This window comes from Faecalispora sporosphaeroides DSM 1294 (assembly GCA_000383295.1).
In the GTDB taxonomy this organism is placed as follows: Bacteria; Bacillota; Clostridia; order Oscillospirales; family Acutalibacteraceae; genus Faecalispora; species Faecalispora sporosphaeroides.
Genome location: KB911070.1, coordinates 215195 through 240863, shown reverse-complemented (window position 1 = coordinate 240863; position 25669 = coordinate 215195). Strand labels below are relative to the sequence as shown.

Below are 25669 nucleotides of genomic sequence, written 5' to 3'. Positions count from 1 at the left end.
TCTTGATCCGAAATAAATAGAGGCCGTGAAATATCCTTTTTCTAGTCTGGAGGCAAAGGAAGAATGACAATGGATCATGTGATTGAAGAAAAAGAACAATAGGAACAATTTGTCTTAACCGGAACGCTGTGAAAGGTCATGGTACAGCTTTCGTGGCCAACCGTTATCGCTATGGTTAGGAGAGAGGCCATCCCCAAGTGCACAACAGATATTGTAATCTTTTTATCTCTTTTTAAGGAAAACGGCTTGCTTTGGAAAGTAGCTTTCCCTCTGCCATAATAAAAGGGAAATGGACGGAGTGAAATTATAGGACTTGGAGAAATCCAGTAATACCAATGGCTGCGGGCAGTTGACAAGTAGTATTTACGCCTTGGTCTATATTGTTCTGCTCCATACTGTAACCTGTGTAATGACATCCCGTAACCTATCATCACCAACTTTGTACTCCAAAGCTTCATCCGCAGTGCTACACAGTTTTTCTGTTTCTTGTTTATTCGCTTCGCTGATGCTAATCTTGTCAGGATGGGTAATGCTGTAATTTTTCACATTCCATTCAAATTCGACTTCACCATGCCAACGCATGCAGTCCTTAAAATCGCTGATTGTTTTAAATCTATTTGCTTCAAAGCTGTTTGATTGAACAATTGTAGATTTCATATAACTCTGCCTCCCATATTGTTTAAATTCCGGGACATTGTTCTCCGGGTAGTTAATTGGTCCCTGTGGATCAGGATGTCCTGTTGGATTATCCCATCGTATCTCATATGGTCATGTGGGTTTGTATGTGCCCACGGTTTATTATGGTCTGTGTAATGGCGCTCTCTCGTAGCTCTTCCATCCTCGCCAATTTTTGTATCTATCCTATTTCCGTTTTAACATAGGAAATTTTAATTTCTCCCGGCTCTCCCAAGAATCGTTCATCTTCCAGCTTAGCAGGTTTCCACTGCCCGCCATAGGCGCTGCCCATTCCGGTTTGTATAATGCTATTATAGTCCCTATCATTCTCACCTACAACATATCCGCTTTTCATGATGAGGTTGCTTCCTATCGGAACGGGTTCTTCTCCGCAGATGTATTTCACGTATTTTGAGGGTGCATACGGATCATCGTTCATGAACTTCCACGAGCTTAGTTCATAGTCGACAAACACAATGTCGCCCTGCATCTCGGGGAACGGCGTATTGTAGCAGATAATTTTTTCCGGTTCGATCTTGCGGAGCATCTCGTTATAGCCCTTTAGGAAAAACTCTTTCTGGTCCTGCCGGTTGTCGTGTTCCGACACCATATAAGTGGACACCGCTACCGTTGAGCCTTTTTCGATTCCGTCGAAGCAGAACTCAAACGTATTCTCGTTTCCCCAGCTAACGGTTGGAACGACGCGGATTCCCTTTGACGCAAAGTAAGCGCCACACCAGCGATTCCGGAACATATTGTAAAGCTGCAAAACGGGTGCCATTTCGACATACATACTGAAATCAGGAGAGAGCACCGCACGATAGTGTTTTAGCTTTTCCAGATCGGGATCGGGATTTTTCCAGACACGCTCAAATTATAATCATACAGGAAGAAATGAACCATTCGGCTGAAATGCTTTGTATCATTTGTGCTGATTTTATCAAATGCAATAAGAAGCAAATCGTTGAAATCGTTTGATCGAATTTGAAATTTAGGAATAACTGGAATTTGCAGTTTCTCCTTTCCTTTGAACTGATTGCGAAGGAAAAGAGGACTTGTGCGATACTTATAATTTTCTTCCGTCATCTTATTGCCTCCTTCAAAAAAAAACCACCCTATCACTTAACCCGCTAAAATAAGTGAAAGTTTCCCTCAAGAAGGCAAATATTTAAAAAATAATCGAAAGCGAAACAACGTAGGACGAGGCTGCCTAAAAACCTTTCAAAGTCGTGAAAAAAACATAAACATAAAAATTGACAAGTCCTGTAAGGACTTGCCAATGGTCGGAGTGACAGGGTTCGAACCTGCGGCCTGATGGTCCCAAACCACCCGCGCTACCAACTGCGCCACACCCCGATATTCAGTTTTATGCTGCTTTCGCGCGCCGGTTTCTATACCGCCCGCGACAAAAATATTGAATGCATACTCGATTTAAAATTATAGCGGAAAACGAGCGGTTCGTCAAGTCATTCGGCGTAATGCAATAAATGAAATCCAAAAATTAGTTAATAAATAAAATCTGTTGTTTTTAAAGTGGTTTTTATTATTTCTTTTTCAAAATAGCTAAATTTTTTTACAATAGAGACGAAATTATTAAATGAAGTTCTGTTTTTTTCTATCCTTTTTGTCGACTTGTGCATGAGAGCCTATATCAAGGATAACCGGAACAAATTACATATGGAGGTTTTCCCCCACAACATCAGGTTAAGGGAGTTGGTTTATGATGAAAAGCATTCGTTTTAGAATCGCCTCAATTTTATTGGCAATCATCGTCTTACTAAGTGTGTCTTTTGGTACCATCAGTACTTTGCTAATCAAATCCGGAGCCGACGAAATTTTTTGGATCACTATTTTGACTTTGGTGTACTGTCTGGTAGGTGTTGTGGTTTCCTTTTGGATTGGAGGCAAAATCGCGAAACCAATTTCGGTTTGCGCGGATCGCCTGTATGCGTTGTCGGAGGGCGACTTAAAGTCTCCTGTGCCGCAGATACATACCAAGGATGAAACGAGACGCTTGGCCGACGCAACAGAAGTGATTGTCCTGAATCTGCGGGCCATTATTTCGGATCTCGTTTCGCTGCTGGAGGGCCTTTCGCGCTCGAATTTCAATGTGAGATCTCAGGCGAAGGATGCATACCGAGGAGATTTCAAGCCGCTGTCCGACCATTTTGAGAAAATTGTGCTTTCTTTGAATGATACGTTGAGCCAGATCAATCAATCTGCCAACATGGTGTCCAACGAATCCGAGCAGGTGTCTTACGGGGCGCAGAATTTGGCGCAGGGTGCTTCGGAGCAGACGGCTTCCATTGAGGAGCTGGCCGCGGCAATCCACCATTTGTCCGACAAGGTGAAGGAAAATGCCCTGAATGCGGTGCAGGCCGGTGAGTGGGCAACCCAGACGATGGACGAGGTCGGTCAGTGCAACGACAAGATGCAGAGCATGGTGCAGGCCATGAAGCGCATTGAGCAGACCTCCTCTCAGATCAGCAACATTGTAAAGGCGATTGAAGATATCGCGTTCCAGACGAATATTCTGGCGCTCAACGCCGCCGTGGAGGCCTCCCGTGCGGGAGAAGCCGGCAAAGGCTTTGCCGTTGTTGCGGACGAGGTTCGCAACCTTGCGTCGAAGAGCGCGGAATCCGCGAAGAGCACGTCCGCTTTGATTACGGATTCCCTGAGCGCGGTTTCGGAAGGCTCCAGAATGGTGGGTGAAGCGCTGGATGCTTTGCAGGCCGTGACGAAGAGCATGGCGGAAACGCAGAGGGAGCACCGCGAGATCGCGGAAGTGACCGAGGAGCAGTCCACCGCGGTGGACCATCTGACGACGGTAATGGATCAGATTTCCGCAGTGGTGCAGACCAACTCCGCCACGGCGGAAGAAAGTGCGGCGGCGAGCGAGGAGCTTTCCAGCCAGGCCCAGATGATGAAATCGCTGGTGTCTCAGTTTCAGCTTCGATCTACCTCTTCTGCACCGGCCAGAAATACCAAAGCGTAAATGCGCACAAATAGCAAATCAGACCAGAGCGGGGCGGGATTATCCCGTCCCGCTCTTTTTCCGGAGCAGTATCTGAGCCTGAGAATGAGCCCAATTCAAGATGGAAAAGTGGAAAATAACTGTCTCTTTTCCGCTGCCGGCAGGGAAGAGGCAATCGGTTTCATCCGGTGCTTGCGGAGCGCTTTGCAAAGAGCCGGAAAAGATGCTATGATAGGGAAAATCGCTGAAAATCCGGCTCGTTGGGGCCGGCGTCATTTTATCACCGGAGGGATTCTCATGAAGTACTTGATTGTAGGAACAGGGGGAACGGGGGGCGCGATCGGCGGATTTCTGGCCGCAAGCGGCAAGGAGGTTTCTTTCATCGCCAGGGGCAGCCATCTGGAGGCGATCCGCCAGAACGGCTTGACAGTCGATTCTGAGCTGCGCGGACGGCTGCACATTGAAGACGCGCAGGCTTTCGACATGGAGAGCTACGAGGGCAGCCCCGATGTGATTTTTATATGTGTCAAAGGGTATTCAATGGAGGAGGTCTGCCCATTCCTGCGCCGTGTCGCACGGCCCGACACCATGATTATACCGATCCTGAACGTGTACGGAACCGGCGGAAAGCTGGCGGTGCGCATGCCGGGCCTTACGGTGGCGGACGGCTGTGTTTACATCGTGTCCTATATCTCGGCTCCCGGCGAAATCACGCAGAAGGGCCCGTTGTTCCGTATTGTGTACGGCAACCGCGATTCGAGCTGCCCCGAAATTTTTTATGACATCGAACGCGATCTGCGCGAGAGCGGGATCGACGTGATCGTATCCACGAATATCATCCGCGATACGTTTCAGAAATTTTCGTGCGTTTCGCCTATGGCGGCCGCGGGCGTATTCTTTCAGAATACCATGGGTGAGATCCGCGAAAATCCCAGAAAGAGGGCAGTGTTCGCCAGCCTGGTGGGGGAGATTGGCCAGCTGGCGCAGGCGATGGGAATTCCGTTTTCCACCGATGTGGTTCAGGAAAATCTCGAGATTCTGGACCGCGCCGCGCCGGACAGCACCACCTCCATGCAGAGGGATTTGCAGAAGGGCGGCCCGTCCGAAATCAACGAGCTTTTGTTTGAGGTGGTTCGCCTGGGCAAGCGTTATCAGGCGGAGCTGCCCACCTATGAAATGATCGCCAAGAGCATGGGCTACTCCGAGGCGTTTGAGCCCATGTGGCTGGGCAATTTACAGCTGCGCAATCATCTGGTGCGTTCCGCCACGCGCGACGGCGTGGAGAATGAGGACGGCACCGTGAGCGAACGCCAGCTGCAAATCATGCGCACGCTCGCGTCGCATGAGGTGGGCATGATCATCACCGGGCATTTTTATGTGCACCCGCAGGGACAAGCCTCCCCCTCGCAGAACGGCATCTACGAAGGGCGCTTTCTGCCCGGAATGCGGCGGATGACGGATGCGGTTCACATGGAGGAGGGCTGCATCGTCGCGCAGCTGAACCACGCGGGCGGCAATGCGGATGTGGAGGAGCCCGTGGCCCCGTCGGAGCGGGTGTATTCCAAGGGCCGCCGTGCGCGCGCGCTGACAAGGGAAGAAATGGATGAAATCCGCGAATCTTTTGCCGAGGGGGCGTCCCGCGCGTACCAGGCGGGGTTCGACGGCGTGCAGATTCATATGGCGCACGATTACCTGCTCAGTGAGTTTTTAACGCCGATGAGCAACAACAGAACCGACGAATACGGCGGCTCCGCCGAAAATCGCTTCCGCTTCTGCGCGGAGGTCATCGGTGCGGTGCGGCGCGCCACCTCCGAGAGCTTCCCGATTCTCGTGAAGATCAACAGCAACGTTTTGGCGAACGACCGCCAGTATGAGGAGGATCTGCTGTATTATCTGCAGCAGATGGAATCGCTCGGCGTTGCCGCCGCGGAGCTTTCGGGCTGTGATTTCACGAAGAAAAGCGCAAACGAGCGGACATACTATCTGGAGAGGGCGGCGCGGATGCAGCAACAGCTCAACATGCCGCTGATTTTGGTCGGCGGGGTGCGCTCGCTGCAGGATATTGCCAGGGTGATCGACGCCGGCATCCCGATGGTTTCGCTCAGCCGGCCGCTGATCTGCCAGGGCGACCTGATCCCCCGCCTGCTTTCGGGGGAACGGGCACGGTGCACCAGCTGCAATCAGTGCTTTGCGCTGCCGCACACCCGGGGAATCCGCTGCGTGTTCCATGCGCAGCCGCGCTGATTGTCAATTGCTTGAAAGGACAGGAAATGAATCGGAGACTGGAAATCATGGAGAGCGCGCCGATCAGCAAAGCGCTGGCTTATTTGGGGCTGCCGACGATCATCGGGCTTTCCGTAACGGGCTTTTATCAGCTGGCTGTCAGCTTTTTTGTGGCGAAGATGGGGACGCAGGCGATGGGGGCCATCTCCATTGTGTATCCGCTGATCCTGATTATGCCGGGCATCGGGCTTTTGTTCGGCAACGGCGGGGCGGCCTATATGGCGGAGCTTTTGGGTGCGGGGGAAAAGGAGAAGGCGGAAACCGTTCTGGCTTCCACCGCGTTTTACTGTGTTCTTTTCAGTGTTATGACCCAGCTGCTGCTGCCGGTTATGCCGGCGCTGCTCGTTTCTATGGGCGCGTCCCCCGGGGTTCTGCCGCTCGCGGTGGAGTACGGTCAGATTCTGGTGATTTCGTTTTTATTCCACATCCCCTCCGTGTGCATGAATAATCTGGTGCGGGCCGAGGGTAACGCGTCGCTGAGCATGATCTCCCAGATGACCGGCGCGGTGCTGAACGTGGCGCTCACGCCGATTTTTCTGTTTGGCTTCGGCTGGGGAATCCGCGGGGCTGCGGCTTCGGCGGCGGTGGCGCAGTTTACCGCGTTCTGCATTCTGGCACAGTATTACCTGCGCGGCAAAAGCTATTTAAAGCTCGACTTCCGCAAGGTGCGCTTTCAGTGGTGGATTGTGGAGCCGGTGCTGAAAATCGGCGTGCCGCTTCTGTGCATCAGTCTGTTTCAAAGTATTTCGATGACGGCCGCGAATATTGCCGCCGCACCGTATGGCGACGCGGTGGTGGCGGGGCTCGGAATTGCCAACCGGGTGATCGGCATGACAACGCTGGCGGTAACGGGTTTCTCCAGGGGCTACCAGACCTTTATTTCCTATTGCTATGGTGCGGGCCGGCCCGAACGCATCCGGCAGGCGACCAAAACGGCATATCTGTGGGGCATGCTGGGCGGTTTTGCGATCGCCGCCGTGCAGATCGGTTTTTCCGGCGGAATTGTCTCCGCTTTTTCCGGAGACGCCGAAGTGATCGCCGTGGGCGTTCAGGCGCTGATCGCGGGCAGTCTGCTGTTTTTTACCTATGGCTTTCAGTCCATGGCGACGGTGTACCTGCTCTGCATTCGGTACAGCAAGTCTGGCTTTTTGTTCAGCATCTTCCGGCAGGGGCTGGCGTTTCTGCCGCTGCTGTTCCTGTTTGACCGCCTGTTTGGGGTAACGGGAATCCTGTACACGCAGGCGGTGGCCGATCTTGCCACCACGGCGCTGCTCCTGCTGTTTTTAGGGGTTACCAAACGCAGCCGAAAAGCCGCTCTGGCTCAGGCCGCCAAGCTGGCCGCATAAAAATACAAACACACCGCCCCGGTTTCTCCCTGATCAGCAGGGAACCGGGGCGGTGTGTTTGGATAATCGGCTGCTTTGATTCCGCACGAAAATTTAAAAATCACCGGCAGTTTATTGGAATCTTTTCAAATTGCAAAAGCCTTATCCGCGGCTGAAATCGGTCAGCTCCAGGCCCTCGTTGCGCTCGAGCGCCCAGCGGATGTTCCACTCGCTGGTGAACAGCAGCAGGTGATGCCCCTTGAGATCCTGAATTTTTTTCGTGTCGGAGGTCACCGTCAGCGCCTTGGGGTCGACGGTATCGTTGGAAATCCAGCGGATATACTGATACGGCAGAGCTTCCAGGCGGATATCCACATTGTATTCGTGCTTTAAACGGTATTCCAGCACATCGAACTGCAGAACGCCGACGACGCCCACAATCACTTCCTCCATGCCGCCCGCAAGCTCCTGAAAGATCTGAATGGCGCCCTCCTGCGCGATCTGCGACATGCCCTTGACGAACTGCTTGCGCTTCATGGTGTCCATCTGGCGCACGCGGGCAAAATGCTCCGGCGCAAAGGTAGGGATGCCCTCAAACAGGATTTTCTTGCCGGGCGCGCACAGCGTATCGCCAATGGAGAAAATGCCCGGGTCGAACACGCCGATGATGTCGCCGGCGTAGGCTTCCTCAATGATCTCGCGCTCCTGCGCCATGATCTGCTGGGGCTGCGACAGCTTGATCTTTTTGCCCTCCTGCTGGTGCAGAACCTCCATGTTCTTCTCGAATTTACCCGAGCAGATGCGCAGAAACGCGATTCTGTCGCGGTGGGCCTTGTTCATGTTGGCCTGTATTTTAAACACAAAGGCAGAAAAATCCGGGTCAAAGGGGTCTACCTCGCCGTCGGTGGTTTTGCGCGGCAGAGGCGAGCTCGTCATGTGCAGGAATTCCTCCAGAAACGGCTCCACGCCGAAGTTGGTCAGGGCGGAGCCAAAGAACACGGGGGAAAGCCGCCCGTGGCGCACGGCGTCCATATCGAATTCGTAGCCCGCGCCGTCGAGCAGCTCAATGTCGTCGCAGAGCTGCTCGTGCAGATACGGCCCGATCAGCTCCTTCAGGCCGGGGTCGTCTAGGCCCGACACGGTGGCTTCGGCCTCGTGCTTGCCGCTGTCGCCGCGGAACGAGATGATCTGGCTGCTGTTTCTGTCGTATACGCCCTTGAATTCCTTGCCGCAGCCGATCGGCCAGTTCATCGGGTATGTTTTGATGCCCAGCTCCTGCTCGATTTCCTCCAGCAGGTCAAAGGGGTTGCGCGCCTCGCGGTCCATCTTGTTGATGAACGTGAAGATCGGGATGTCGCGCAGCAGGCAGACCTTGAACAGCTTTCTCGTCTGCGCCTCAACGCCCTTCGAGGCGTCGATTACCATCACGGCCGAGTCCGCCGCCATCAGTGTGCGGTACGTGTCCTCCGAAAAGTCCTGATGCCCGGGAGTGTCCAGAATATTGATGCAGTAGCCCTCGTACTGAAACTGCAGAACGGAGGAGGTAACCGAAATTCCTCTCTGCTTTTCGATTTCCATCCAGTCGGAAACCGCGTGCCGGGAGTTCTTTTTCCCCTTTACCGAGCCGGCCAGCGCAATTGCTCCGCCGTACAGAAGGAATTTTTCGGTCAGCGTCGTCTTGCCGGCGTCAGGGTGCGATATAATCGCAAAGGTTCTTCGCTTTTGAATCAAAGATCGATAGTCACTCAAGTCAGGTTCCTCCGTCTATCCAATATAAAAAATAAATTTATGATACATGCACGGCAATCTCTTCCTCCGCTTGCGGAGGGGGAAAGACATCCGCACTTTTCAATTTGAATGGATTATAATGTTGAAAACACCTTGACAGTATACCATGCGCCGCGCCAAATTTCAATTTTTCCTATGGCGAAAAGGAAAAAATGTGGTATGATAAACGCAGTGAATCAAAGATGCCGCAAAACGCGTTTTGCGCCTGCGGCATGGATGGCAAGCAATCTCTATTCTGCCCGCTTTTTAGGGAGTTCACACCTGCCTGCGGGCCGAAGCAGAAACCGGTAAAGGAGAGAACCACTCATGGAGTTCAAGGAATGGAAAGATCTGCTGAAGAGCAGCCGCAGTACGCGAGGCTATGACGAAAGCCGCAGGGTCAGCCGTGAGGAGCTCACGGAGCTCGTAGACTGCGCGCGGTATGCGCCGTCTACCATGAATATGCAGCCCCTGCGCTACCGTTTGGTATTTGAGCCCGGTGAGGTGGCAAAGGTGCAGTCGCTCACCAAGTGGGCCGGCGCGCTCAAGGGGATTCACCTGCCGCACGAGGGGCATTGCCCGCCCGCGTTTATCGTGGTCTGCCACGATACGCAGATCGCCGCGGCTGGCCCGGGGTTTGTGCGCGACGTGGGGATCGTCTGCCAGACAATCGCACTCTCCGCCCGGGTAATGGGGCTTGGCGGGTGCATTTTGGGCGCGTTTTCCGCCGACGCGGTAAAGGAAGCGCTTGGCCTTCCCGCTCACCTGATCCCGATGCTGATCGTCGCCGTCGGCAAGCCGGAGGAAACCATCGTGCTCACGGAGGTGGAAAAAGGCGAGAGCGTCGCCTATTACCGCGACGAGAACGATGTGCATTACGTTCCGAAGCGCAGGCTGGACGATGTCCTCATTTTATCAACCGAAAGCAAACCGAAAGCCGAATAATTCCCGGGGCCTCTTTTCTTCTGGTTGGAAAAGAGGCCCCGTTTTTGATTTTTTGCCCCGGTTCGGCGCATACTCTACGGAGCGTTGATTGCGCTCGGAGCCGGGGCGCGTTACAATAATCCTGTACCGCCGTAGAATTCAACCTGCGGGAGCAGGAATATTGCGAGGGGATGGAGGAAAAGAGATGAAGGAAGCATCCAAAAAAGAAATGAAGAACCAATACAAGAACAGCAGGCAGATCGGCGGCATCTACCGCATCCGCTGTGATGGGGCGGACGAGAGCTGGGTTCGCGCGAGCGCGGATTTACAGGGGGCCAAAAACCGTTTCGCGTTTCAGTGCGCTACCAATCTGTGCCCCGAAACGGCCATGTCGCCGGCCTGGAAGCGTTACGGAGCCGCCGGCTTCACTTTTGAAATACTGGAAGAAATCAAGAAGAAAGAAACGCAGACGCCGCGCGAATTTTCAGAGGATATATCGGCTCTGCTGGAGCTTTGGAACGAAAAGCAGGGCGAGGGGAGGGAAAGCGATGGAACAGAATAAAAAGATCGCCCCCTTTTTGAATCCCGAGGGAAAAATTACGCGGCTGCCCCAGAAAAGCAGTGTTCGGTTTGCGGTGCTGGAATATCTGGCACAGAAATTTGAGCCGGGGCGCCGCTATACCGAGCGGGAGATCAACGCCATCTGCGAAGCCTCGCATACGTTCGGGGACTATTTTCTGATCAGGAGAGAGCTGATCGACTGCGGCCTGTTGTGCCGTAAGGCGGACGGCTCCAGCTACTGGAGGGCAAAGTCCGAATAAAACACCGTCTTTCTGCTGCGGCTGCGGAAAGACGGTGTTTTAATATCCAGAAGAAGCCCTCCTTTTGCCGCCAATACGGCCTGCCTGCCGTTTGGCGGACAAAGGGAGGCGTTTTGCTTGTTACAGCGCACTGCGAAGGGGATCGTCCGCCGGAAGTCCCCTCCCCATAGCGGGGAATCCCTGTGTTTTTCGTTCGGCTTCCAGATAAGAAACCAGCTTGCGCCAGATTTCAATCGTCTGCCGGAACTGCCGGGCGTGAAGCTCTACGTTTTGGTGGTAGCGTTCCAGCTCGTCGGCAATGCTCAAAAATTCCTCGCGGCCCAGGTAGGCGGCCAGCTTCGGCAGGGTGGCCGCCAGCTGGCGGCGCATTTCTTCGATTCTGCTTTCGTAGTTCTCGCGCTGCGTGAGGTAGAGCAGCAGGGGCTTGTAGCGCACCCAGCCCACGCAGGCGCGGCAGAAGCGGTCCGTCACAAAGCTCAGGTCGGCGCAGACGGGCTTGAGCCGGATCGGCAGCACGCCGTCCATCAGGTGGTCGTACGCGGAAAAGCCGTCGTGGAAGGTATAGCAGGGGATGCGAAGCACTTTGCTGTCTTCCAGCAGGGTGCTCAAAAAGGTGTCTTCGCCTCTGGCCCCGGGCGGGTTGTAGAAAGGATGAACCCGGGCGCTGTCCGTTAAATTGATGCACAAATTCGAGCCGGAAATGAATTTGCAGTGATTGACTGACAAAACCTCCTGCGGCTCATCGCCGGTCAGTATGGCGGTATCCGCATAGGTGACGCCGCCCTGCCGCATCAGCGATTCCAGCGACTGCCAGTTGATGATGTCGTTGCTGATCGCCTCAATAAAGTTCCGAAAATCCTCTTTTGTCAGCGAACTGCTGAATTCGATGGACGGGATCGGTGAAATATAACCGCAGTGGTGCCCGTGGGTGATGTCGGCTCCCGTGTCCATCATCTGCCGCAGGTGAGAGAGCAGAACATGCTGCCCGCTCCAAATGGCCCAGTTGCGGGTATTGGTGACCGCCATGGGGTATTCGTCGTCGTCCAGGAACAGCAGGTAGTCCATTCGCTGCTTCATCGCCCAGTAAAGGACGGTGTTGCGCTGCCCGGCGTAGCCTGCGCAGAAGAAGAGGCGCGCCTCTTCCGGCGACAGAACGCCGCTGCGCACCAGGCTGCGGATTTCGCGGGCCTGCGCTGTTTTCCCCAGAAAAAAGGTTCCGTCAAGGTCCCCGAGCAGGTGCGGAGGAATGCCGGTGTAGTCCGTTACCTTGGTATTCGCATATTTCAGGTCATATGCCACAAACAGATTCAGGTTAAATTTCGGGTTCTGTGTCAGTCCGCATTCCCGCCAGCTCAGTATGTTGGTTTTCAAAACCTTCCGAAAGCTCCTTCGCCCCGTGGCGAATCCAATTCCTACGTTCACGGTATCTTGCTTCGACAATGTTCTCACTCCTTTTTCTGAAAGTAATCGTAAGCGTCTGCGAATGACCGGCGGAGAATTGGTCATTCCTGTCAAGTAACAACTTATATTATAAGCGTAAGTTGCCTATTTGTCAATTCCTTCTAAAATCAAAAACAAATTGCAGGCACATTTCCTTATTTCCGAAGAAAATCAATTCTTTAGGAAAAGAAACTTTACGCAAAATCAATCTCTTTTTCGTTTTTAACGACTTCTAAATCGCGTTTAACCTAAATTTAACAATTGTCCTTTAAGATAAGAATGCGCAAAAGAGAAATTAAAACAATCAGGAGGAAATAGGAATATGAAACAAAAAATGATGGCGTTGCTTGCAATGCTGTTGGTGGGAGCCACTGCGGCGACAGGTTGCTCTTCCACGGTTGAAGGAAAAAGTGATGCACCGTCCGCCGCACCCGCACAGTCTACCGCATCCGCAGCAGAGTCCACCGCGTCCCTGAGCGGCAAGCTGACACTGAACGGTTCCACTTCCATGGCGAAGGTATGCCAGGCGCTGGGCGAAGGATTTATGGAGAAATATCCCCAGGTAACGGTAGAAAAGGGCGGCACGGGCTCCGGCGACGCGGTAAAGGCAGTCAACAGCGGCACCGCACTGATCGGCGATCTTTCCCGCAACCTGAAGGATGAGGAAAAGCCTGCTGATTTTGAGATCGTACAGATCGCGATCGACGGTATTGCTGTTGCGGTCAATCCCCAGAACAAGGTTGACACCTTGACCAGCGAGCAGATCGCAAAGATTTACACCGGCGAGATCACCAACTGGAAGGATGTTGGCGGTGCGGATCAGAAGATCACCGTCATCGGCCGCGAGGCTACCTCCGGTACCCGCGACGGCTTCGAGTCCATCCTGAAAATCAAAGAGAAAACCAAGCTGGCTGCCGAGCTTTCCTCCACCGGCGAGGTGGTTTCCAAGGTAGGCAGTGACCCTGCGGCGATCGGCTACATTTCTCTGGATTCCGTGAACGAGTCCGTCAAGGCGGTTACTGTGGACAATGTAAAGCCTTCGGAGGATACGGTAAAAGACGGTACTTACAAGCTGCAGAGACCCTTTATTGAAATCTACAAAAAAGGCAGCGACAATGAGCTGGTAAAAGCATGGTTCGATTTCATCGCTTCGAGCGAAGGACAGAAGATCATCAAAGAAGCCGGTTTGGTAATCAAATAAATGACTGACCCTGATTGAAAACAAAAGCACCCGGTGTATCTAAAAGGATACCCCGGGCTGCTTTGGTATCGGGCGAAGGAGGGTGCAAATGGATCGTACGATGGACGGCCAGGAGGGCCGGGAGCGGGAAAAAAGGCGCAACGCGGCATACCGGTGGATCGCCGCCGGGCTGGGAGCGGTAATGATTTTATCGTTCTTTTTACCGTATATCACCTTTGTGTTCCGCGGATTAACCTATACCGTCAGCGGGATTCAGCTGGCGTTTGTAAAAGGCTTCTGGGTGGTGGGCCCGCAGCAGAGCGGCCTTGTTACCATTCCGCTGGCCGTGCGGGCCAGCATTGTGCTGGGGCTGCTCTGTGCGGTGGGCGGGTTTGTGCTGATCCTGCTGAAGAAGCCGGTCACAGCCGGCCTGCTGTTTTTGCTGTCCGGTATTTCTCCGCTGCTGGTCATGGCGGCTTCGGGGGCGATTCAGACTGCGGTGACGAGCCTGAATGTCAGCCAGATTGAATTGCAGTTTTTATGGCCGTTTTTCTGCACGCTGCTGGGCGGCCTTATATCGTCTGTTCTGGCGCTGCGCACGCAGGGCACGGAGCGGCTGGCGGAATCGGTGTTTCAGGTGTTCGCCTGCGTTTCCATCGGTTCCGTGATCTTGCTGACGGTGTACATTATTTCCGCCGGTCTGCCGGCGATTCTGCAAATCGGCTTGACACAGTTCCTGCTCGGGGAGAGCTGGCGGCCCGCGTCCGACATCTTCGGCATTCTGCCGATGATCCTCTCGTCGATCGTCGGTACGATCGGCGCGATCGTGCTCGGTGTGCCGGTCGGAATTCTGACGGCGGTGTTTTTGTCTGAAACGGCAAGCCCTCGGCTGGCCATGCTGGTGCGCCCCGCCGTGGAGCTGTTGGCGGGCATTCCGTCCGTCATCTACGGCTTTTTCGGAATGCTCGTGGTCGTGCCGGTGATTCGGAATATGTTCCCGGAGCATACGATCGGCGACAGCCTGCTCGCCGTGATTCTGATTCTGGCGATCATGATTCTGCCGACGATCGTCAGCGTGACGGAAACCTCTCTGCGGGCGGTGCCGGCCGCCTACCGCGAGGCGTCTCTGGCGCTGGGCGCCACGCAGACCGAAACCATCTTCAAGGTAACGCTGCCCGCGGCAAAGTCCGGAATTCTGGCGGGCGTGATTCTGGGCGTGGGACGCGCCATCGGCGAAACGATGGCGGTCATCATGGTGGCCGGCAACGTGGCCAACATGCCGACTTTGCTTGGCACGGTGCGCCTGCTCACCACCGGCATCGCGATGGAGATGTCCTATGCGTCGGGCCTGCACCGCGAGGCGCTGTTCGCCATCGGCTTGGTGCTGTTTGTGTTTATCATGATCGTCAACCTGCTGTTTAACTACATTTCAAAGAAAGGGGTGCAGATTCATGCCGAATAAATCCGGAGTATTGGAGCAAAACGCCCCGAACGCGAATTTTGTCATGGAAGGCAAATCCCTTTATAACCGCCGCGCCAAGCCCGTGGACGTTGTTTTAAAGCTGCTGATCAACGGCGCGGCCTTTCTGTGCGTGGTGGTGCTTGTCGGCATTTTGGGCTATATTCTCGTCAACGGCCTCGGGTATGTCAGCTGGAAGTTCCTTTCCACCCCGTACTCCGAAACCAAGGCGAATCTGAAGGGCATTCTGCCTATGATCATCAATACCATGTACATTGTCGTGATCACGCTGCTGATCGCGGCGCCGATCGGCATCTGCTCTGCGATTTACCTCACGCAGTACGCAAAGCAGGGCAGACTCGTAAAGGCGATTCGTTTTACCACCGAGATTCTTTCCGGCATTCCCTCGATTCTGTTCGGACTGTTCGGGTATACCGTATTCTGCATCCTGTTCCGGCTGCAGATTTCGATTCTGGCCGGCTGCCTGACCATGACGCTGTGCATTCTGCCCACGATCGTGCGCACCACGGAGGAATCCTTGATTTCGGTGCCGTCCTCTTATAAAGAGGGGGCGTTTGCGCTCGGCGCGGGCAAGCTGCGCGTGATTCTCGGCATTGTGCTGCCGTGCGCCATGCCGGGCGTATTGACGGCGATCATCCTCGCCATGGGCCGAATCGTCGGTGAATCCGCCGCTTTGCTGTTTACCTCCGGCCTTGCGTACCAAATGCCGAAGGGCTTCTTCCAGCAGATTTTCAGCAGCGGCCGCACGCTGACTTTGCACCTGTACCAGACGGCCCGCGAGGCAACCACTCCCGACGCCATGAACATTGCCTTTGCTACCGCGTCGGTTTTGCTGATTCTGGTATTTCTGCTCAATCGCTTGGCAGGAGCACTCTCGAGAAGCCTGCAGAAAGGAACCGAATAATTTATGGCAACCAAAATTTCGATTCAAAATCTGGATCTGTTTTATAACGAATTTCAGGCGCTGCACGGAATTTCCCTCGAGGTGCCGGAAAACCAGATCACGGCGTTTATCGGCCCGTCCGGCTGCGGAAAATCCACCTGCCTGAAAACGCTCAACCGCATGAACGATATGATCACCGGCTGCCGGATTGAGGGGAAGGTCACCATCGACGGAGAGGACATCTATGATCCGCGCACCGACGTCAATCTCCTGCGCCGGCGTGCCGGCATGGTGTTTCAAAAGCCGAATCCGTTCCCCATGAGCGTATACGACAATATCGCCTACGGCCCGCGCGTTCACGGGATCAAGAACAAGGGCCAGCTCGACCAAGTCGTTGAAAAGTCGCTTCGCAGCGCCGCTTTGTGGGATGAGGTGAAGGACCGCCTGAAAAAGTCGGCCCTCGGCCTTTCCGGCGGCCAGCAGCAGCGCCTTTGCATTGCCCGCGCGCTTGCGGTGGACCCCGACATTCTGCTGATGGATGAGCCCACCAGTGCGCTCGATCCGATCTCCACACAGAAGATCGAGGATTTGCTCGACGAACTCCGCGGCCAGTACACCGTGATCATTGTTACCCACAACATGCAGCAGGCCGCTCGTATTTCAGACCGAACAGCGTTTTTTCTGCTGGGTGAGGTGGTGGAGTTCACCGAAACCAAGTTGATGTTCGAGCAGCCGAAGGATGAGCGCACCGAGCGCTATATCACGGGCCGCTTCGGTTGATTTTTTCAGGCTGGTCTGATACTATGAAAAGAGACAAGCGCCGGCGGCCTGCGGCGGAAAGAGAGGAATAGATGGCGAGGAAAATGTTTGAGCGCGAGCTGCGGGAGCTTTCGCAGGAAATGATCTCTATGGGGAACGACGTGGACGGCCGCCTGCTGGAAACGATTGAGGCCCTGCGCACGCTGGATTTGGAAAAGGCCCATCAGGTGGCGCAGAGCGATGAACAGATCGATATTCAGGAGCATCAGATCGAAAAAATGTGCCTGAACCTGATCGCCCTGCAGCAGCCGATCGCGGGCGATCTGCGCATGATCGCGGCGTGCCTGAAAATCCTGACGGATATGGAGCGCGTGGCCGACCAGTGCGCCGATATCTGCGAGATTGTCGCGGGCGGCGATTTCAACGGCAACAGCCTGGCGCTGTCGCACGTGGTGCGCATGCTGGAAGAGGCGCGCGGCATGTTCCGCCGCTCGATCGATGTGTTTATTTCCCGCGATGTGGAAGAGGCCAAAGCGATCTGCCAGTACGACGACGTGGTGGATTCCATGTTTTCCAAAATCATTCTGGAGGTCTGCGACATCATCACGCAGAATCCCCGGAATGTGATGTGCGAGGTTGACCTGATTTTTATTACGAAATATATTGAGCGCACGGCGGATCACGCCACGAATATTGCCGAATGGGTCATCTACATCGAAAACGGCGTGCACCCCGAGCTCAACGAAAAAATATAACAGACAGAACTGCCCGCGGAACCGAAGCGGAGCTTCGGGCGGCTGAGAGAGCGTTCGATTCGGCCGCCCCGCTTCGGGGAACGAACGAAACCGTTATGAGTTTGTACCGCAATTTATCCTGACATTGAGAGGAGAACAAGGAATGGCGCTGGTTTATATCGCCGACGACGAACCGAATATCCGCAAGCTGGTGGCTTTTGGACTGAAAGACGCGGGGTACGAGAGCGCGGAATTTGCCGACGGAACCTCTCTTCTGGCTGCGGTGCGGCAAAAGAGGCCCGACGCCGTGATTCTGGACTGGATGATGCCGCCGCCGGACGGGCTGGCGGTGTGCCGCATTCTGCGCGAAAGCCCCGAGGGCAAGCATTTGCCGATTTTGATGCTGACCGCCAAGGGTGAGGAATTCGACCGTGTGCTGGGGCTGGAGATTGGCGCGGATGATTATGTGGTCAAGCCGTTCAGCATGAAAGAGCTGGCTGCCCGTGTGCGTGCCGTGCTGCGCCGCAGCGAGCGCGCTGCGCAGGACATGGAGGAAGAGGTGCTCACCGGCGGCGGGCTGACGGTGGATATCGCGCGCCATACGGTGACCAAAAGCGGCGAGCCGCGCGAGCTGACGGCCAAGGAATTTGACCTTCTCGTCATGCTGATGAAGCACCGGGGCCGGGTGATGACGCGTGACGCCCTGCTCGATAAGGTGTGGGGTGTGGAATATTACGGCGACACCCGAACGGTGGACGTTCATGTGCGCTATCTGCGGCAGAAAATTGAGGAAGACCCCGAGTCCCCCAGGCTGGTGCAGACGGTGCGCGGCGTCGGCTATAAATTCACGGAGCAGGAGTAATCCTTCGCCCAAATGAGAAACGCCCGGTAAATCCTTTGAAATCAGATTTACCGGGCGAGGTATTTTGTTTTGTCGATTTTGTGCTTTGAGATGTTGTGATCCTTACAGCGCCGCGCGCTTCTGAGAGGAGGCCATGGGGGCGCTCACGGGAATCTGAATTACTCGGCTTACGGGCTTCCACACAGCCAGCGCAATGCCGAAGTCGATCATGCTGTGTACGATCGTGCCCACGCCCACCATCAAAAGGACGGAGAACGCAAAGCCCTTGTTGTAAAAGCCGCTGTTCAGCATGCCGCCGAAATAGAACAGTGTGACGACCAGCGCTTCACAAATGGCGTGAACGACCGCCAGAACCGAGCTGAACAGTACGGTGGACGCGGGGCGCAGGAGGACGTCCGGGTGCTTTTTCAAAATCAGGCAGCCGACCGCTACAAAGCCAAGGTGGCTCAGCGCGCGCAGCGCGATTACCGGCGGCAGGCCTGCGAAAAAGAAGCCCGCGCTGGTGCCGAGTGTGACCGCCGCCGCTACCGGGGGCGAAATGAATATCGCAATAAAAATCGCCACGTGGCTGGCCAATGTAAAGGACATGGGCTCCAGTACGATTTTCGGCGCAAACATGGGGATCACAATGCCCACCGCGCAAAGCAGCGCCGCAATTACCATTGTCAGGACTTTTTGATTGGTTTGTTTCATTTTCATCACCTCAAGAATTTTTACAGAGCTGCCGTTTTTTAAAAGGCTATTGAATTTCTCCCGTATTGTCTACTTTAAGATATTGACTATACATATGTCTTGACAGCATTGTAGAACAAAAAAGCGAAGGTGTCAAGACACCTTCGCGAAAAATTTATTTTGGCACTCAGGAATCGGATTCCCTCTGCCCGAGCAAATACCCCTTTTCGGTCAGTGCTGCCAACGTGCGGTCGCGGTCCTGCCGGCTGGAAAACGCGACGGTGTGCAGGTGAATGCCCCCGGTCAAATCCGAGAGCGGGGCGGAGTTGCTGGCGCTCAGGCGGTTCAGAAAATCCTGTACGTCATGGCGCGAGCCAACGCGGAGCTGGCCGCTCAGCTGCCCGTAAACGGCGTGCTCCACCGTTACGTCCAGCACCCTGCCGCCGTTGTCCACAATCGTGGTCAGCTCGTCTTCCATCTCACTGCCGCTGTGGCGGCAGGCGATGATCACGCGGTATTCCCCGGCGGGAACGTCGGATTCCAATACATAGCCCCGAGGCGTGGCCGCGATTTTTTCGTTGGCGGCGCGCAGCAGGGCAATATCCCCGACAATGATCTGCCGGCTGACCTGAAACTGCCGGGCAATGGCCCCGGCGCTGACCGGCTGGCGGCTGTGCTGCAAAAGCTGGAGGATTTTTTCACGTCGTTCGGCTGAAGTCATCGGAGCACCCTTTCTCATTGTCATTCGCACATGGAACCATATCTGCTCTTTTGCCGCCTGCGGCAGGGAAAAGACAAATACGTTCGCCCTTTCTGCCGAATCAGAAGGACGGCGTATTCTCTGCAAGCGATATGCCGTTCCCAATGCATACAGGGCGGTATTTTCTCCGCCAAAGCGAAGAAAATACCACACGGGCTTTTCTTAATCATAGCATATTTTCGGGAAAAGTGATATGCTTTTCCCAATAGAAAAGGAGGGATTTGCGGGTGAAACAGAAAAACCGCATTCGTATCCATGTTTCAAACGGCTCTGTCAAGCAGCGGCTGATGCTGTCGAGCTCCATCATCCTGTGCGCGGGCTTTTGTCTGGCGTTTGCGCTCGTGGCGCTTCTGGTACAGAAGCAGTATCAGGAGGAGTTCACCAAGCGGCTCGACGCTTCCCTTGCGATTATGGAAACGCAGGGCAATAAAATCTGGGCGAATCCCCAAAAATATGCCAGGGAGGAAAGCGACCGTCTTTCCGCCGTGGGGCAGCAGGTTCGCATTACGGTGCTCGATTCCAACGGAGATGTGGTGGGGGACAGCGAGCAGCCGGGAGATGTGGACGACAATACCGTTAAGGGGAACCACCTGGGCCGTCCTGAAATCGTTCAGGCGGGCAAATCGGGGCGCGGGTACAACGTGCGTCTTTCTGAGAACGCCGGCGAGCGCTTTTATTATGCGGCGGTGCGCCTGCCGAATCAGGGGTATCTGCGCGCGGCGCTGTCGATTGCCGATTTGGACCGCGTGACGCGGAAATTCTGGGTCGGTTCCCTGATGAGCCTGCTGCTGGGCCTGATTTTGATCTGCACCGTCACCTGGTTTATGGCGGATCGCTTTACCCTGCCCATCCGCGATTTGACCAAGGTGGCGCGGCGAATTTCGGAGGGCGATCTTTCCGGACGTATGCAGGGGCAGTATACCGGCGAGATTGGCGATCTGACCCATTCGTTCAATATTATGGCGGAAAGCACCGAGCAGGCCGTGCTTCAGACACAGAAGAAGCAGGAGCAGCTGGAGGGGGTGCTTCAGGGAATGGACGACGGTGTGCTGTGCGTTGACCGCAATAACCGGATTGTATTCCTGAACCAGCGCGCGCGTGAGCTGCTCCATGCCCGCGACTTCAAGGAGGGCGGTATTCTTGATGGAAGCCTGCTCATCCGCCAGCTTGCCGACCGGATGCGCAGCGCCGGAGAAGCGGGAGAAGGGGAACCCGCGCGCCGCGAAACACTGACGACCGGAGGCCCCAAGGAGCGACAGTATAACGTGTACATCGCGCCGATCCCCGGCAAGCGGGAGGACGGCGAGGTGCTGGCCGTGATTGCCGATGTGACCCGTATGCGCCGCCTGGAGCAGCTGCGCAGCGAGTTTGTGGCCAATGTGACACACGAGCTCAAAACGCCGCTGACTTCGATTCGCGGGAGCATTGAGCTGCTGCGCAGCGGAGACCGAGATGAAGAAACCCGCCGGTATTTTTACGACGTGCTGGATATTGAGGCGGAGCGCCTGCACCATCTGATCGACGATATGCTTGTGCTTTCACAGATCGAAAACGCCAAGGAGGATCCCTCCGCCCGCCGCTGCAATTTGAAGGAGGAGCTGATGGCTACCATAGAACGGCTGCGTCCCGTTGCCGAAAAGGCTTCGGTTGCGCTGGAACTGGACGCAGACGCTTCGCTGTACTGCGACTGCTCCCCCACGCGCATTGGCCAGCTGTTCGGCAATTTAATCGAGAATGCGATCAAGTATAATGTTCCGCAGGGCAGAGTCACGGTGATTGCCCGGCAGCAGCGGCATATGGCGATTGTGCGCGTGCGCGATACGGGCATCGGTATCGCCCAGGAGCATCTGGATCGGCTGTTTGAGCGTTTCTACCGGGTCGATACCAGCCGCTCGCGCGAAATCGGCGGCACGGGCCTGGGGCTTTCGATTGTAAAACACCTGGCGGCGCTGTACCACGGCGAGGTGAGCGTAGAGAGCGAGGTTGGTAAGGGCAGCACATTTACGGTGCGCCTGCCGCTTTCCACGGAATAACAGGATTTTTTTCGCCGCCGCGTTTTGCGGTTTGCAGAGCTATTTTGCCTGCCGCTGTTGGTATCGTTTGTTTTTTGCAATTTGCCCGGCCAGGGATTGTGCAAATGATCGAAAAAATCAAAAACGAGTCCTGATTTTGTAAATTTTTGCAGGGAGCGGGTCAAGCTTCATGCAAAAAAATAACAGAAATCAAAATCGCTCCTGAACAGAAAATACAAGATGCAGTGCCTTTCCTTTGCGCGGGCGGCAGTGCGCGGGAAAATTTGGCGCAGGGCATGATAAAAAGGCTGAAACCGGTAAAAAGTTACCGGTTTCAGCCTTTTTGGGGAGGAGTTGTATTGAAAAAGGTACGGCATCCGCCGCGGTCTTATAAGCAAATTAGAATTGGAATATGCGAAAATCTTTTTTCTTTATCCCTAGTATAAACCACTAAATCCAGCAAAGTCAAGAAATTAACAAAAGGTTAATAATGAATCTGCTTTTTTCATAAATTGCATGGAGAAGCGATTTAATATTTATTATGATTGACACAATAGAGTGGAATATTCAAAAAGGAAGAAATTTTTACAGAATTTTCTTTTCTTGTATTCACACCGGGAAAATGCTAAACTCTTGAAAGAACAGATCCGTGATCGAAAGGGAAAAACGGCCCGCTCTTCCTGCTTTTGGCGGGCGGGATCATAAGAATGATCCGCTGTTTTTATGAGAGATCGGGATCAGAGCAAAAACGATCGGAGAGAAAACGATGCTTCTGAAAAAGAATGAGATAGTTGAAATAGAGATCACAGGCATGACCGCGGAGGGCAGCGGCGTGGGCCGGGCAGAGGGGATCGCCGTATTTGTTCCCGGTGCGGCGGCCGGCGACCGTTTGAGAGTCCGTATCCTGAAGACGGCCAAAACGTATGCCTTTGGGAGAATAGAAGAAATTCTGGAGCCGTCTCCCGAACGGATCGAGTCGGACTGTCCCTGTTCTGCACAGTGCGGCGGCTGCGCGTTCCGCCATATTACCTATGCCGGTGAGCTGCGGGCAAAGGAGAGCCGCGTGCGCGACGCCATCGAGCGGATCGGCGGGCTGCCGGATGCGGATATCCGCCCGATCTTGGGGGCGGAGCATGTCGACGGTTACCGCAATAAGGCGCAGATTCCCATCGGGCAGGACAAGCAGGGCAATCTGATCGCGGGGTTTTATGCGAGCCACAGCCACCGCATTGTTGGGTGTGACCGCTGCGCCCTGCAGCCAAAGCCGTTCGGACAGGCGCTGGACGCGTTTTTGGAGTGGGCGCGCCAGAGCGGCGAGAGCGCCTATGACGAGGCGACGCATAAGGGGAAGCTGCGCCATTTATACCTGCGCATGGCCGAGGGCACGGGCGAGGTGATGGTCTGTGCGGTCGTCAACGGGAACGGCCTGAAAGGGGAGGACTCGCTTGCAGCGCTGCTCCGCGAGAGAGTGGACGGCCTGACGAGCGTTCTGATCAACAGCAACCGGGAAGATACCAACGTCGTGCTGGGCAGGCATTTCCGCACGGTTTGGGGGCAGGATTTTCTGACTGATCGGATGTGCGGCCTGCGGTTCCAAATTTCTCCGCTGTCCTTTTATCAGGTGAATCATGCTCAGGCCGAGCGGTTGTATGCGCTGGCGGGCGAATACGCCGGGCTCACCGGCAGGGAAACGGTGCTCGACCTGTACTGCGGCACCGGTACGATCGGCCTTTCGATGGCAAATCGCGCCGGGCGGGTCATTGGGATTGAGGCGGTGGAGCAGGCGGTGGAAAACGCCCGCGAAAACGCGGCGCTCAACCATATTGAAAACGCGGAATTCCTTTGCATGGATGCTGTCGAGGCGGCGCAGCAGCTGGCGCAGCGCGGCGAACGCCCCGACGTTGTAGTGCTCGATCCCCCCAGAAAGGGCTGTGCGCCCGAGCTGATCCGCACGGTAGCCGACATGGCGCCTTCCCGCATTGTTTATGTTTCCTGCGATCCCGCCACCCTTGCACGCGACTTGAAGCTGTTCCGCACGTTCGGCTATTCCGCCGGGCCGATCACGCCCGTCGATCTGTTCCCGAGGACGAAGCATGTGGAGACTATTGTGTTGATACAACGAGCAGATACGTAGAAATCCTTTGTTTTAGGCACTTTTTCAAACATATAGTCTTCACAGGTGAGGGTGATAAAATTAGAAATAAGGTAATAAAAAACTATATTAATGTTTCTGTGGTAGTTGATATAGAGTGTGGGGATACAAGAAAATAAAGATAGATTAAAAGAGAGGGGTACCTGAAAAAGGTACTCCTTTTCTGATGATAAGAACTATTGAAAAATTGATTAATTATTAATAATGTTATGATAAGGTAGAATAAGTTGCGCAAATTGAAAAAGGATAAAAAGAGACACAGTTTGCAGTTTTTGATAGAATGAAGTTACCACACCACCATTCTGAAAGGAGACAGCAAACTATGTCCGAGAAAATTGTACAGTTAAATGTGGAAGTAATCAAGGGGCAAATCAAGGAATTAGTCCGTGGGAGCGTGGAGGAAACGCTGAACGGGCTGCTGGAGGCAGAGGCGCAGAAGCTGACCCAGGCCGCACGTTACGAACGCAGCGAAGAGCGGCAGGGGTATCGCAGCGGCCATTACCAGCACAATCTGACCACCAGTTCCGGAGATGTGACATTGAATGTACCCCGTCTGAAAGGCGTAACCTTAACAGCGGCGTAATCAATATCTATTGTCATTTTGACGCGGTACAGATACAATATGATTAAGAACACCACAAATTGAAATAAAATGCGGCATAAAGCGTCTAAAAGCAAGTAGGATTTTATCAAGAAAAAGGATATGAAATGCTGATACAGGGACGGCAAGAGATAATTATGGAAATGCTCCTGGATAAAGCAAGCGTAAAGGTCTCGGAACTGGCCCAAATCTTTGACGTCTCCATCGAAACCATACGGCGGGATTTGGACTTTCTGGGCAAGCAGGGGCGGCTGATCAAAGTGTATGGCGGAGCGATTTTGGAACATGTTGTTGCGCAGGAGGTCAATCAAATCCGGTCGGTTCAGAATGCCGAAAGCACCTTAATGGAATGGTGCGGCGGCAACTGGAACGACACCGCCGGCAACGGCACACTCTCTTTTCTGTGTGACGGCACGCAGCCAAACGGCCAGACGCTTTCCATGGCTCAGCCCGTATTTGCCCCAAATGCGGCGATTGACCTGAATTACGGCAAGGCTTCTGAAAACGACGTCATTGGTATTTTGAAAAGGACACTGTTCCTTCCGAAGACGATGAACCGATTTATTCCCAGTCCATGGAGGGAAAGCCGGAAAACGGGCTGTTTATGACGGGTGGCAGCAATTATCACGGAATCTATATGGCCGGTAAAATCCGAATCGGAGATTTCTTTACGAGCGAATACGCGAAAGAGCTGTTTGACTGAAGCCCCATTGCCGCGGCGATCAGCGGCCGACCTTGGTTTCGCCGCCGTGCCCTATGGGGGGCCTCGGCACAGCAAAAGAACCGATGCATCAAGGTTTTGATGCATCGGTTCTTTTGCTGTGCGATGAAATGGGTCAGTTCAGCAGCGCAATCCCCAGATTCAGATACCCGGCGAAGGTCACCCACAGAAGATACGGGAGCATCCAGTACGCGGCGGCCTTTGAAATGCGGAAAAACGACAGGATTGTGGAAAGGAGCAGGCCCCACAGGGCAATCAGCCAGAAAAACGCGAAAAAGTACAGTTGCAGGCGGAAAAACCAGAGAGGCCAGAAAAAGTTGAACAGCAGCTGCCAGCCATAGAGCCGGATCGCCTTGCCGATCTTCTCCTGCGGCGCCCCCGATGTGAGAATCAGGTAGGACGCAATGCCCATGCAAAGGTAGAGTATCGTCCACACCACGGGGAACAGCCATCCCGGCGGCGACAGGGGCGGCTGGTTCAGCGCCGCAAACGTGCCCATGCTGTCTCTCGAAATGAATCCCGCCAATCCGCCCGTAAGCAATGGAACGGCGATGCAGATCAGCAGTGTTTTTCCTCTGAATTTCAAGCGGTCATCCCCTTCCTCCCAATAGGATATTCAAAAATGCGGTTCGTTATGACATGGA

Annotated in this window: 24 protein-coding genes, 1 tRNA gene and 1 pseudogene; 17 read left to right on the top strand and 9 right to left on the bottom strand. The window is 54.3% G+C overall.

The window, feature by feature from the left end:
• Window positions 1-375: 375 nt before the first annotated feature.
• The 4 genes from G340_RS0110795 to G340_RS0110785 all read right to left on the bottom strand — a co-directional run bounded on the left by G340_RS0110795 (window position 376) and on the right by G340_RS0110785 (window position 2031).
• Entirely contained in the window at window positions 376-657 is a 282-nt protein-coding gene (locus tag G340_RS0110795; protein ID WP_020073670.1) for a hypothetical protein, read from the bottom strand.
• A gap of 199 nt (window positions 658-856) precedes the next feature.
• A complete protein-coding gene (locus G340_RS17265) occupies window positions 857-1489 on the bottom strand; it encodes a DUF4417 domain-containing protein (protein ID WP_051092156.1) in 633 nt (210 codons plus the stop codon).
• A 14-nt stretch (window positions 1490-1503) separates the two neighbouring features.
• Window positions 1504-1761, bottom strand: coding sequence for a hypothetical protein (locus tag G340_RS17260; RefSeq protein ID WP_051092155.1), 258 nt, complete (start codon window positions 1759-1761; stop codon window positions 1504-1506).
• Between the two features lie 194 nt (window positions 1762-1955).
• Window positions 1956-2031: transfer RNA gene (locus G340_RS0110785), tRNA-Pro, on the bottom strand.
• Window positions 2032-2395: 364 nt separating this feature from the next.
• On the opposite strand from G340_RS0110785, the gene G340_RS0110780 reads away from it, so the two are divergent.
• The 3 genes from G340_RS0110780 (at window position 2396) to G340_RS0110770 (ending at window position 7278) form a co-directional block, all read left to right on the top strand.
• Window positions 2396-3670 (top strand): methyl-accepting chemotaxis protein, encoded by a 1275-nt coding sequence (locus tag G340_RS0110780; RefSeq protein WP_020073669.1) that lies wholly within the window; start codon window positions 2396-2398, stop codon window positions 3668-3670.
• A 276-nt stretch (window positions 3671-3946) separates the two neighbouring features.
• A complete protein-coding gene (locus G340_RS0110775) occupies window positions 3947-5893 on the top strand; it encodes a 2-dehydropantoate 2-reductase (protein WP_020073668.1) in 1947 nt (648 codons plus the stop codon).
• A 26-nt stretch (window positions 5894-5919) separates the two neighbouring features.
• Window positions 5920-7278 carry an MATE family efflux transporter gene (locus G340_RS0110770; protein WP_033402254.1) on the top strand — a complete coding sequence of 453 codons (1359 nt, stop codon included), beginning with the start codon at window positions 5920-5922 and terminating at the stop codon, window positions 7276-7278.
• Window positions 7279-7419: 141 nt separating this feature from the next.
• Here the strand turns inward: G340_RS0110770 and G340_RS0110765 are convergent, their stop codons facing one another.
• Window positions 7420-9006 (bottom strand): peptide chain release factor 3, encoded by a 1587-nt coding sequence (locus G340_RS0110765; RefSeq protein ID WP_027103971.1) that lies wholly within the window; start codon window positions 9004-9006, stop codon window positions 7420-7422.
• A gap of 345 nt (window positions 9007-9351) precedes the next feature.
• Here G340_RS0110765 and G340_RS0110760 point away from each other — a divergent pair, with 345 nt between their 5' ends.
• The 3 genes from G340_RS0110760 (at window position 9352) to G340_RS0110750 (ending at window position 10769) form a co-directional block, all read left to right on the top strand.
• On the top strand, window positions 9352-9969 hold the full coding sequence (locus G340_RS0110760; protein WP_020073665.1) for a nitroreductase family protein: 618 nt from the start codon (window positions 9352-9354) through the stop codon (window positions 9967-9969).
• Window positions 9970-10153: 184 nt separating this feature from the next.
• Entirely contained in the window at window positions 10154-10510 is a 357-nt protein-coding gene (locus G340_RS0110755) for a GIY-YIG nuclease family protein (protein WP_020073664.1), read from the top strand.
• Window positions 10497-10769, top strand: coding sequence for a DUF2087 domain-containing protein (locus tag G340_RS0110750; RefSeq protein ID WP_020073663.1), 273 nt, complete (start codon window positions 10497-10499; stop codon window positions 10767-10769). The genes G340_RS0110755 and G340_RS0110750 overlap by 14 nt, the downstream gene beginning before the upstream one ends.
• A 120-nt stretch (window positions 10770-10889) precedes the next feature.
• Here the strand turns inward: G340_RS0110750 and G340_RS0110745 are convergent, their stop codons facing one another.
• Entirely contained in the window at window positions 10890-12218 is a 1329-nt protein-coding gene (locus G340_RS0110745; RefSeq protein ID WP_407635364.1) for a hypothetical protein, read from the bottom strand.
• 313 nt (window positions 12219-12531) lie between these two features.
• Between G340_RS0110745 and G340_RS0110740 the strand changes: the two genes are divergently transcribed.
• The 6 genes from G340_RS0110740 to G340_RS0110715 all read left to right on the top strand — a co-directional run bounded on the left by G340_RS0110740 (window position 12532) and on the right by G340_RS0110715 (window position 18107).
• Window positions 12532-13410: a phosphate ABC transporter substrate-binding protein gene (locus G340_RS0110740; protein WP_020073661.1), complete on the top strand. Its 879-nt coding sequence runs from the start codon at window positions 12532-12534 to the stop codon at window positions 13408-13410.
• Between the two features lie 88 nt (window positions 13411-13498).
• Complete coding sequence (gene pstC / locus G340_RS0110735) at window positions 13499-14851, top strand: phosphate ABC transporter permease subunit PstC (RefSeq protein WP_020073660.1); 1353 nt, start codon at window positions 13499-13501, stop codon at window positions 14849-14851.
• Entirely contained in the window at window positions 14841-15773 is a 933-nt protein-coding gene (gene pstA / locus G340_RS0110730; protein ID WP_020073659.1) for a phosphate ABC transporter permease PstA, read from the top strand. The genes pstC and pstA overlap by 11 nt, the downstream gene beginning before the upstream one ends.
• 3 nt (window positions 15774-15776) lie before the next feature.
• Entirely contained in the window at window positions 15777-16532 is a 756-nt protein-coding gene (gene pstB, locus G340_RS0110725) for a phosphate ABC transporter ATP-binding protein PstB (protein WP_020073658.1), read from the top strand.
• 71 nt (window positions 16533-16603) lie between these two features.
• Window positions 16604-17266 carry a phosphate signaling complex protein PhoU gene (gene phoU, locus G340_RS0110720; protein ID WP_020073657.1) on the top strand — a complete coding sequence of 221 codons (663 nt, stop codon included), beginning with the start codon at window positions 16604-16606 and terminating at the stop codon, window positions 17264-17266.
• A gap of 142 nt (window positions 17267-17408) precedes the next feature.
• A complete protein-coding gene (locus tag G340_RS0110715; RefSeq protein ID WP_020073656.1) occupies window positions 17409-18107 on the top strand; it encodes a winged helix-turn-helix domain-containing protein in 699 nt (232 codons plus the stop codon).
• Window positions 18108-18209: 102 nt separating this feature from the next.
• On the opposite strand, the gene G340_RS0110710 is transcribed toward G340_RS0110715, so the two are convergent.
• A complete protein-coding gene (locus tag G340_RS0110710) occupies window positions 18210-18800 on the bottom strand; it encodes a hypothetical protein (RefSeq protein ID WP_020073655.1) in 591 nt (196 codons plus the stop codon).
• Between the two features lie 166 nt (window positions 18801-18966).
• A complete protein-coding gene (locus G340_RS0110705) occupies window positions 18967-19518 on the bottom strand; it encodes a transcription repressor NadR (protein ID WP_326522380.1) in 552 nt (183 codons plus the stop codon).
• A gap of 248 nt (window positions 19519-19766) precedes the next feature.
• Between G340_RS0110705 and G340_RS0110700 the strand changes: the two genes are divergently transcribed.
• The 5 genes and pseudogenes from G340_RS0110700 (at window position 19767) to G340_RS0110680 (ending at window position 24912) form a co-directional block, all read left to right on the top strand.
• Window positions 19767-21572, top strand: a complete 1806-nt coding sequence (locus G340_RS0110700; protein ID WP_020073653.1) for a HAMP domain-containing sensor histidine kinase — start codon at window positions 19767-19769, stop codon at window positions 21570-21572.
• 146 nt (window positions 21573-21718) lie between these two features.
• Window positions 21719-21997, top strand: coding sequence for a hypothetical protein (locus G340_RS17945; protein ID WP_154653175.1), 279 nt, complete (start codon window positions 21719-21721; stop codon window positions 21995-21997).
• 320 nt (window positions 21998-22317) lie between these two features.
• Window positions 22318-23685, top strand: coding sequence for a 23S rRNA (uracil(1939)-C(5))-methyltransferase RlmD (gene rlmD / locus G340_RS0110690; RefSeq protein WP_020073651.1), 1368 nt, complete (start codon window positions 22318-22320; stop codon window positions 23683-23685).
• A gap of 340 nt (window positions 23686-24025) precedes the next feature.
• Window positions 24026-24283 (top strand): annotated as a pseudogene (locus G340_RS0110685) (transposase); the annotation flags it as partial.
• 128 nt (window positions 24284-24411) lie between these two features.
• Complete coding sequence (locus G340_RS0110680; protein WP_081626947.1) at window positions 24412-24912, top strand: DeoR family transcriptional regulator; 501 nt, start codon at window positions 24412-24414, stop codon at window positions 24910-24912.
• 228 nt (window positions 24913-25140) lie between these two features.
• Here G340_RS0110680 and G340_RS0110670 read toward each other — a convergent pair whose 3' ends face one another.
• On the bottom strand, window positions 25141-25611 hold the full coding sequence (locus tag G340_RS0110670) for a TspO/MBR family protein (protein ID WP_020073647.1): 471 nt from the start codon (window positions 25609-25611) through the stop codon (window positions 25141-25143).
• Between the last annotated feature and the right edge of the window lie 58 nt (window positions 25612-25669).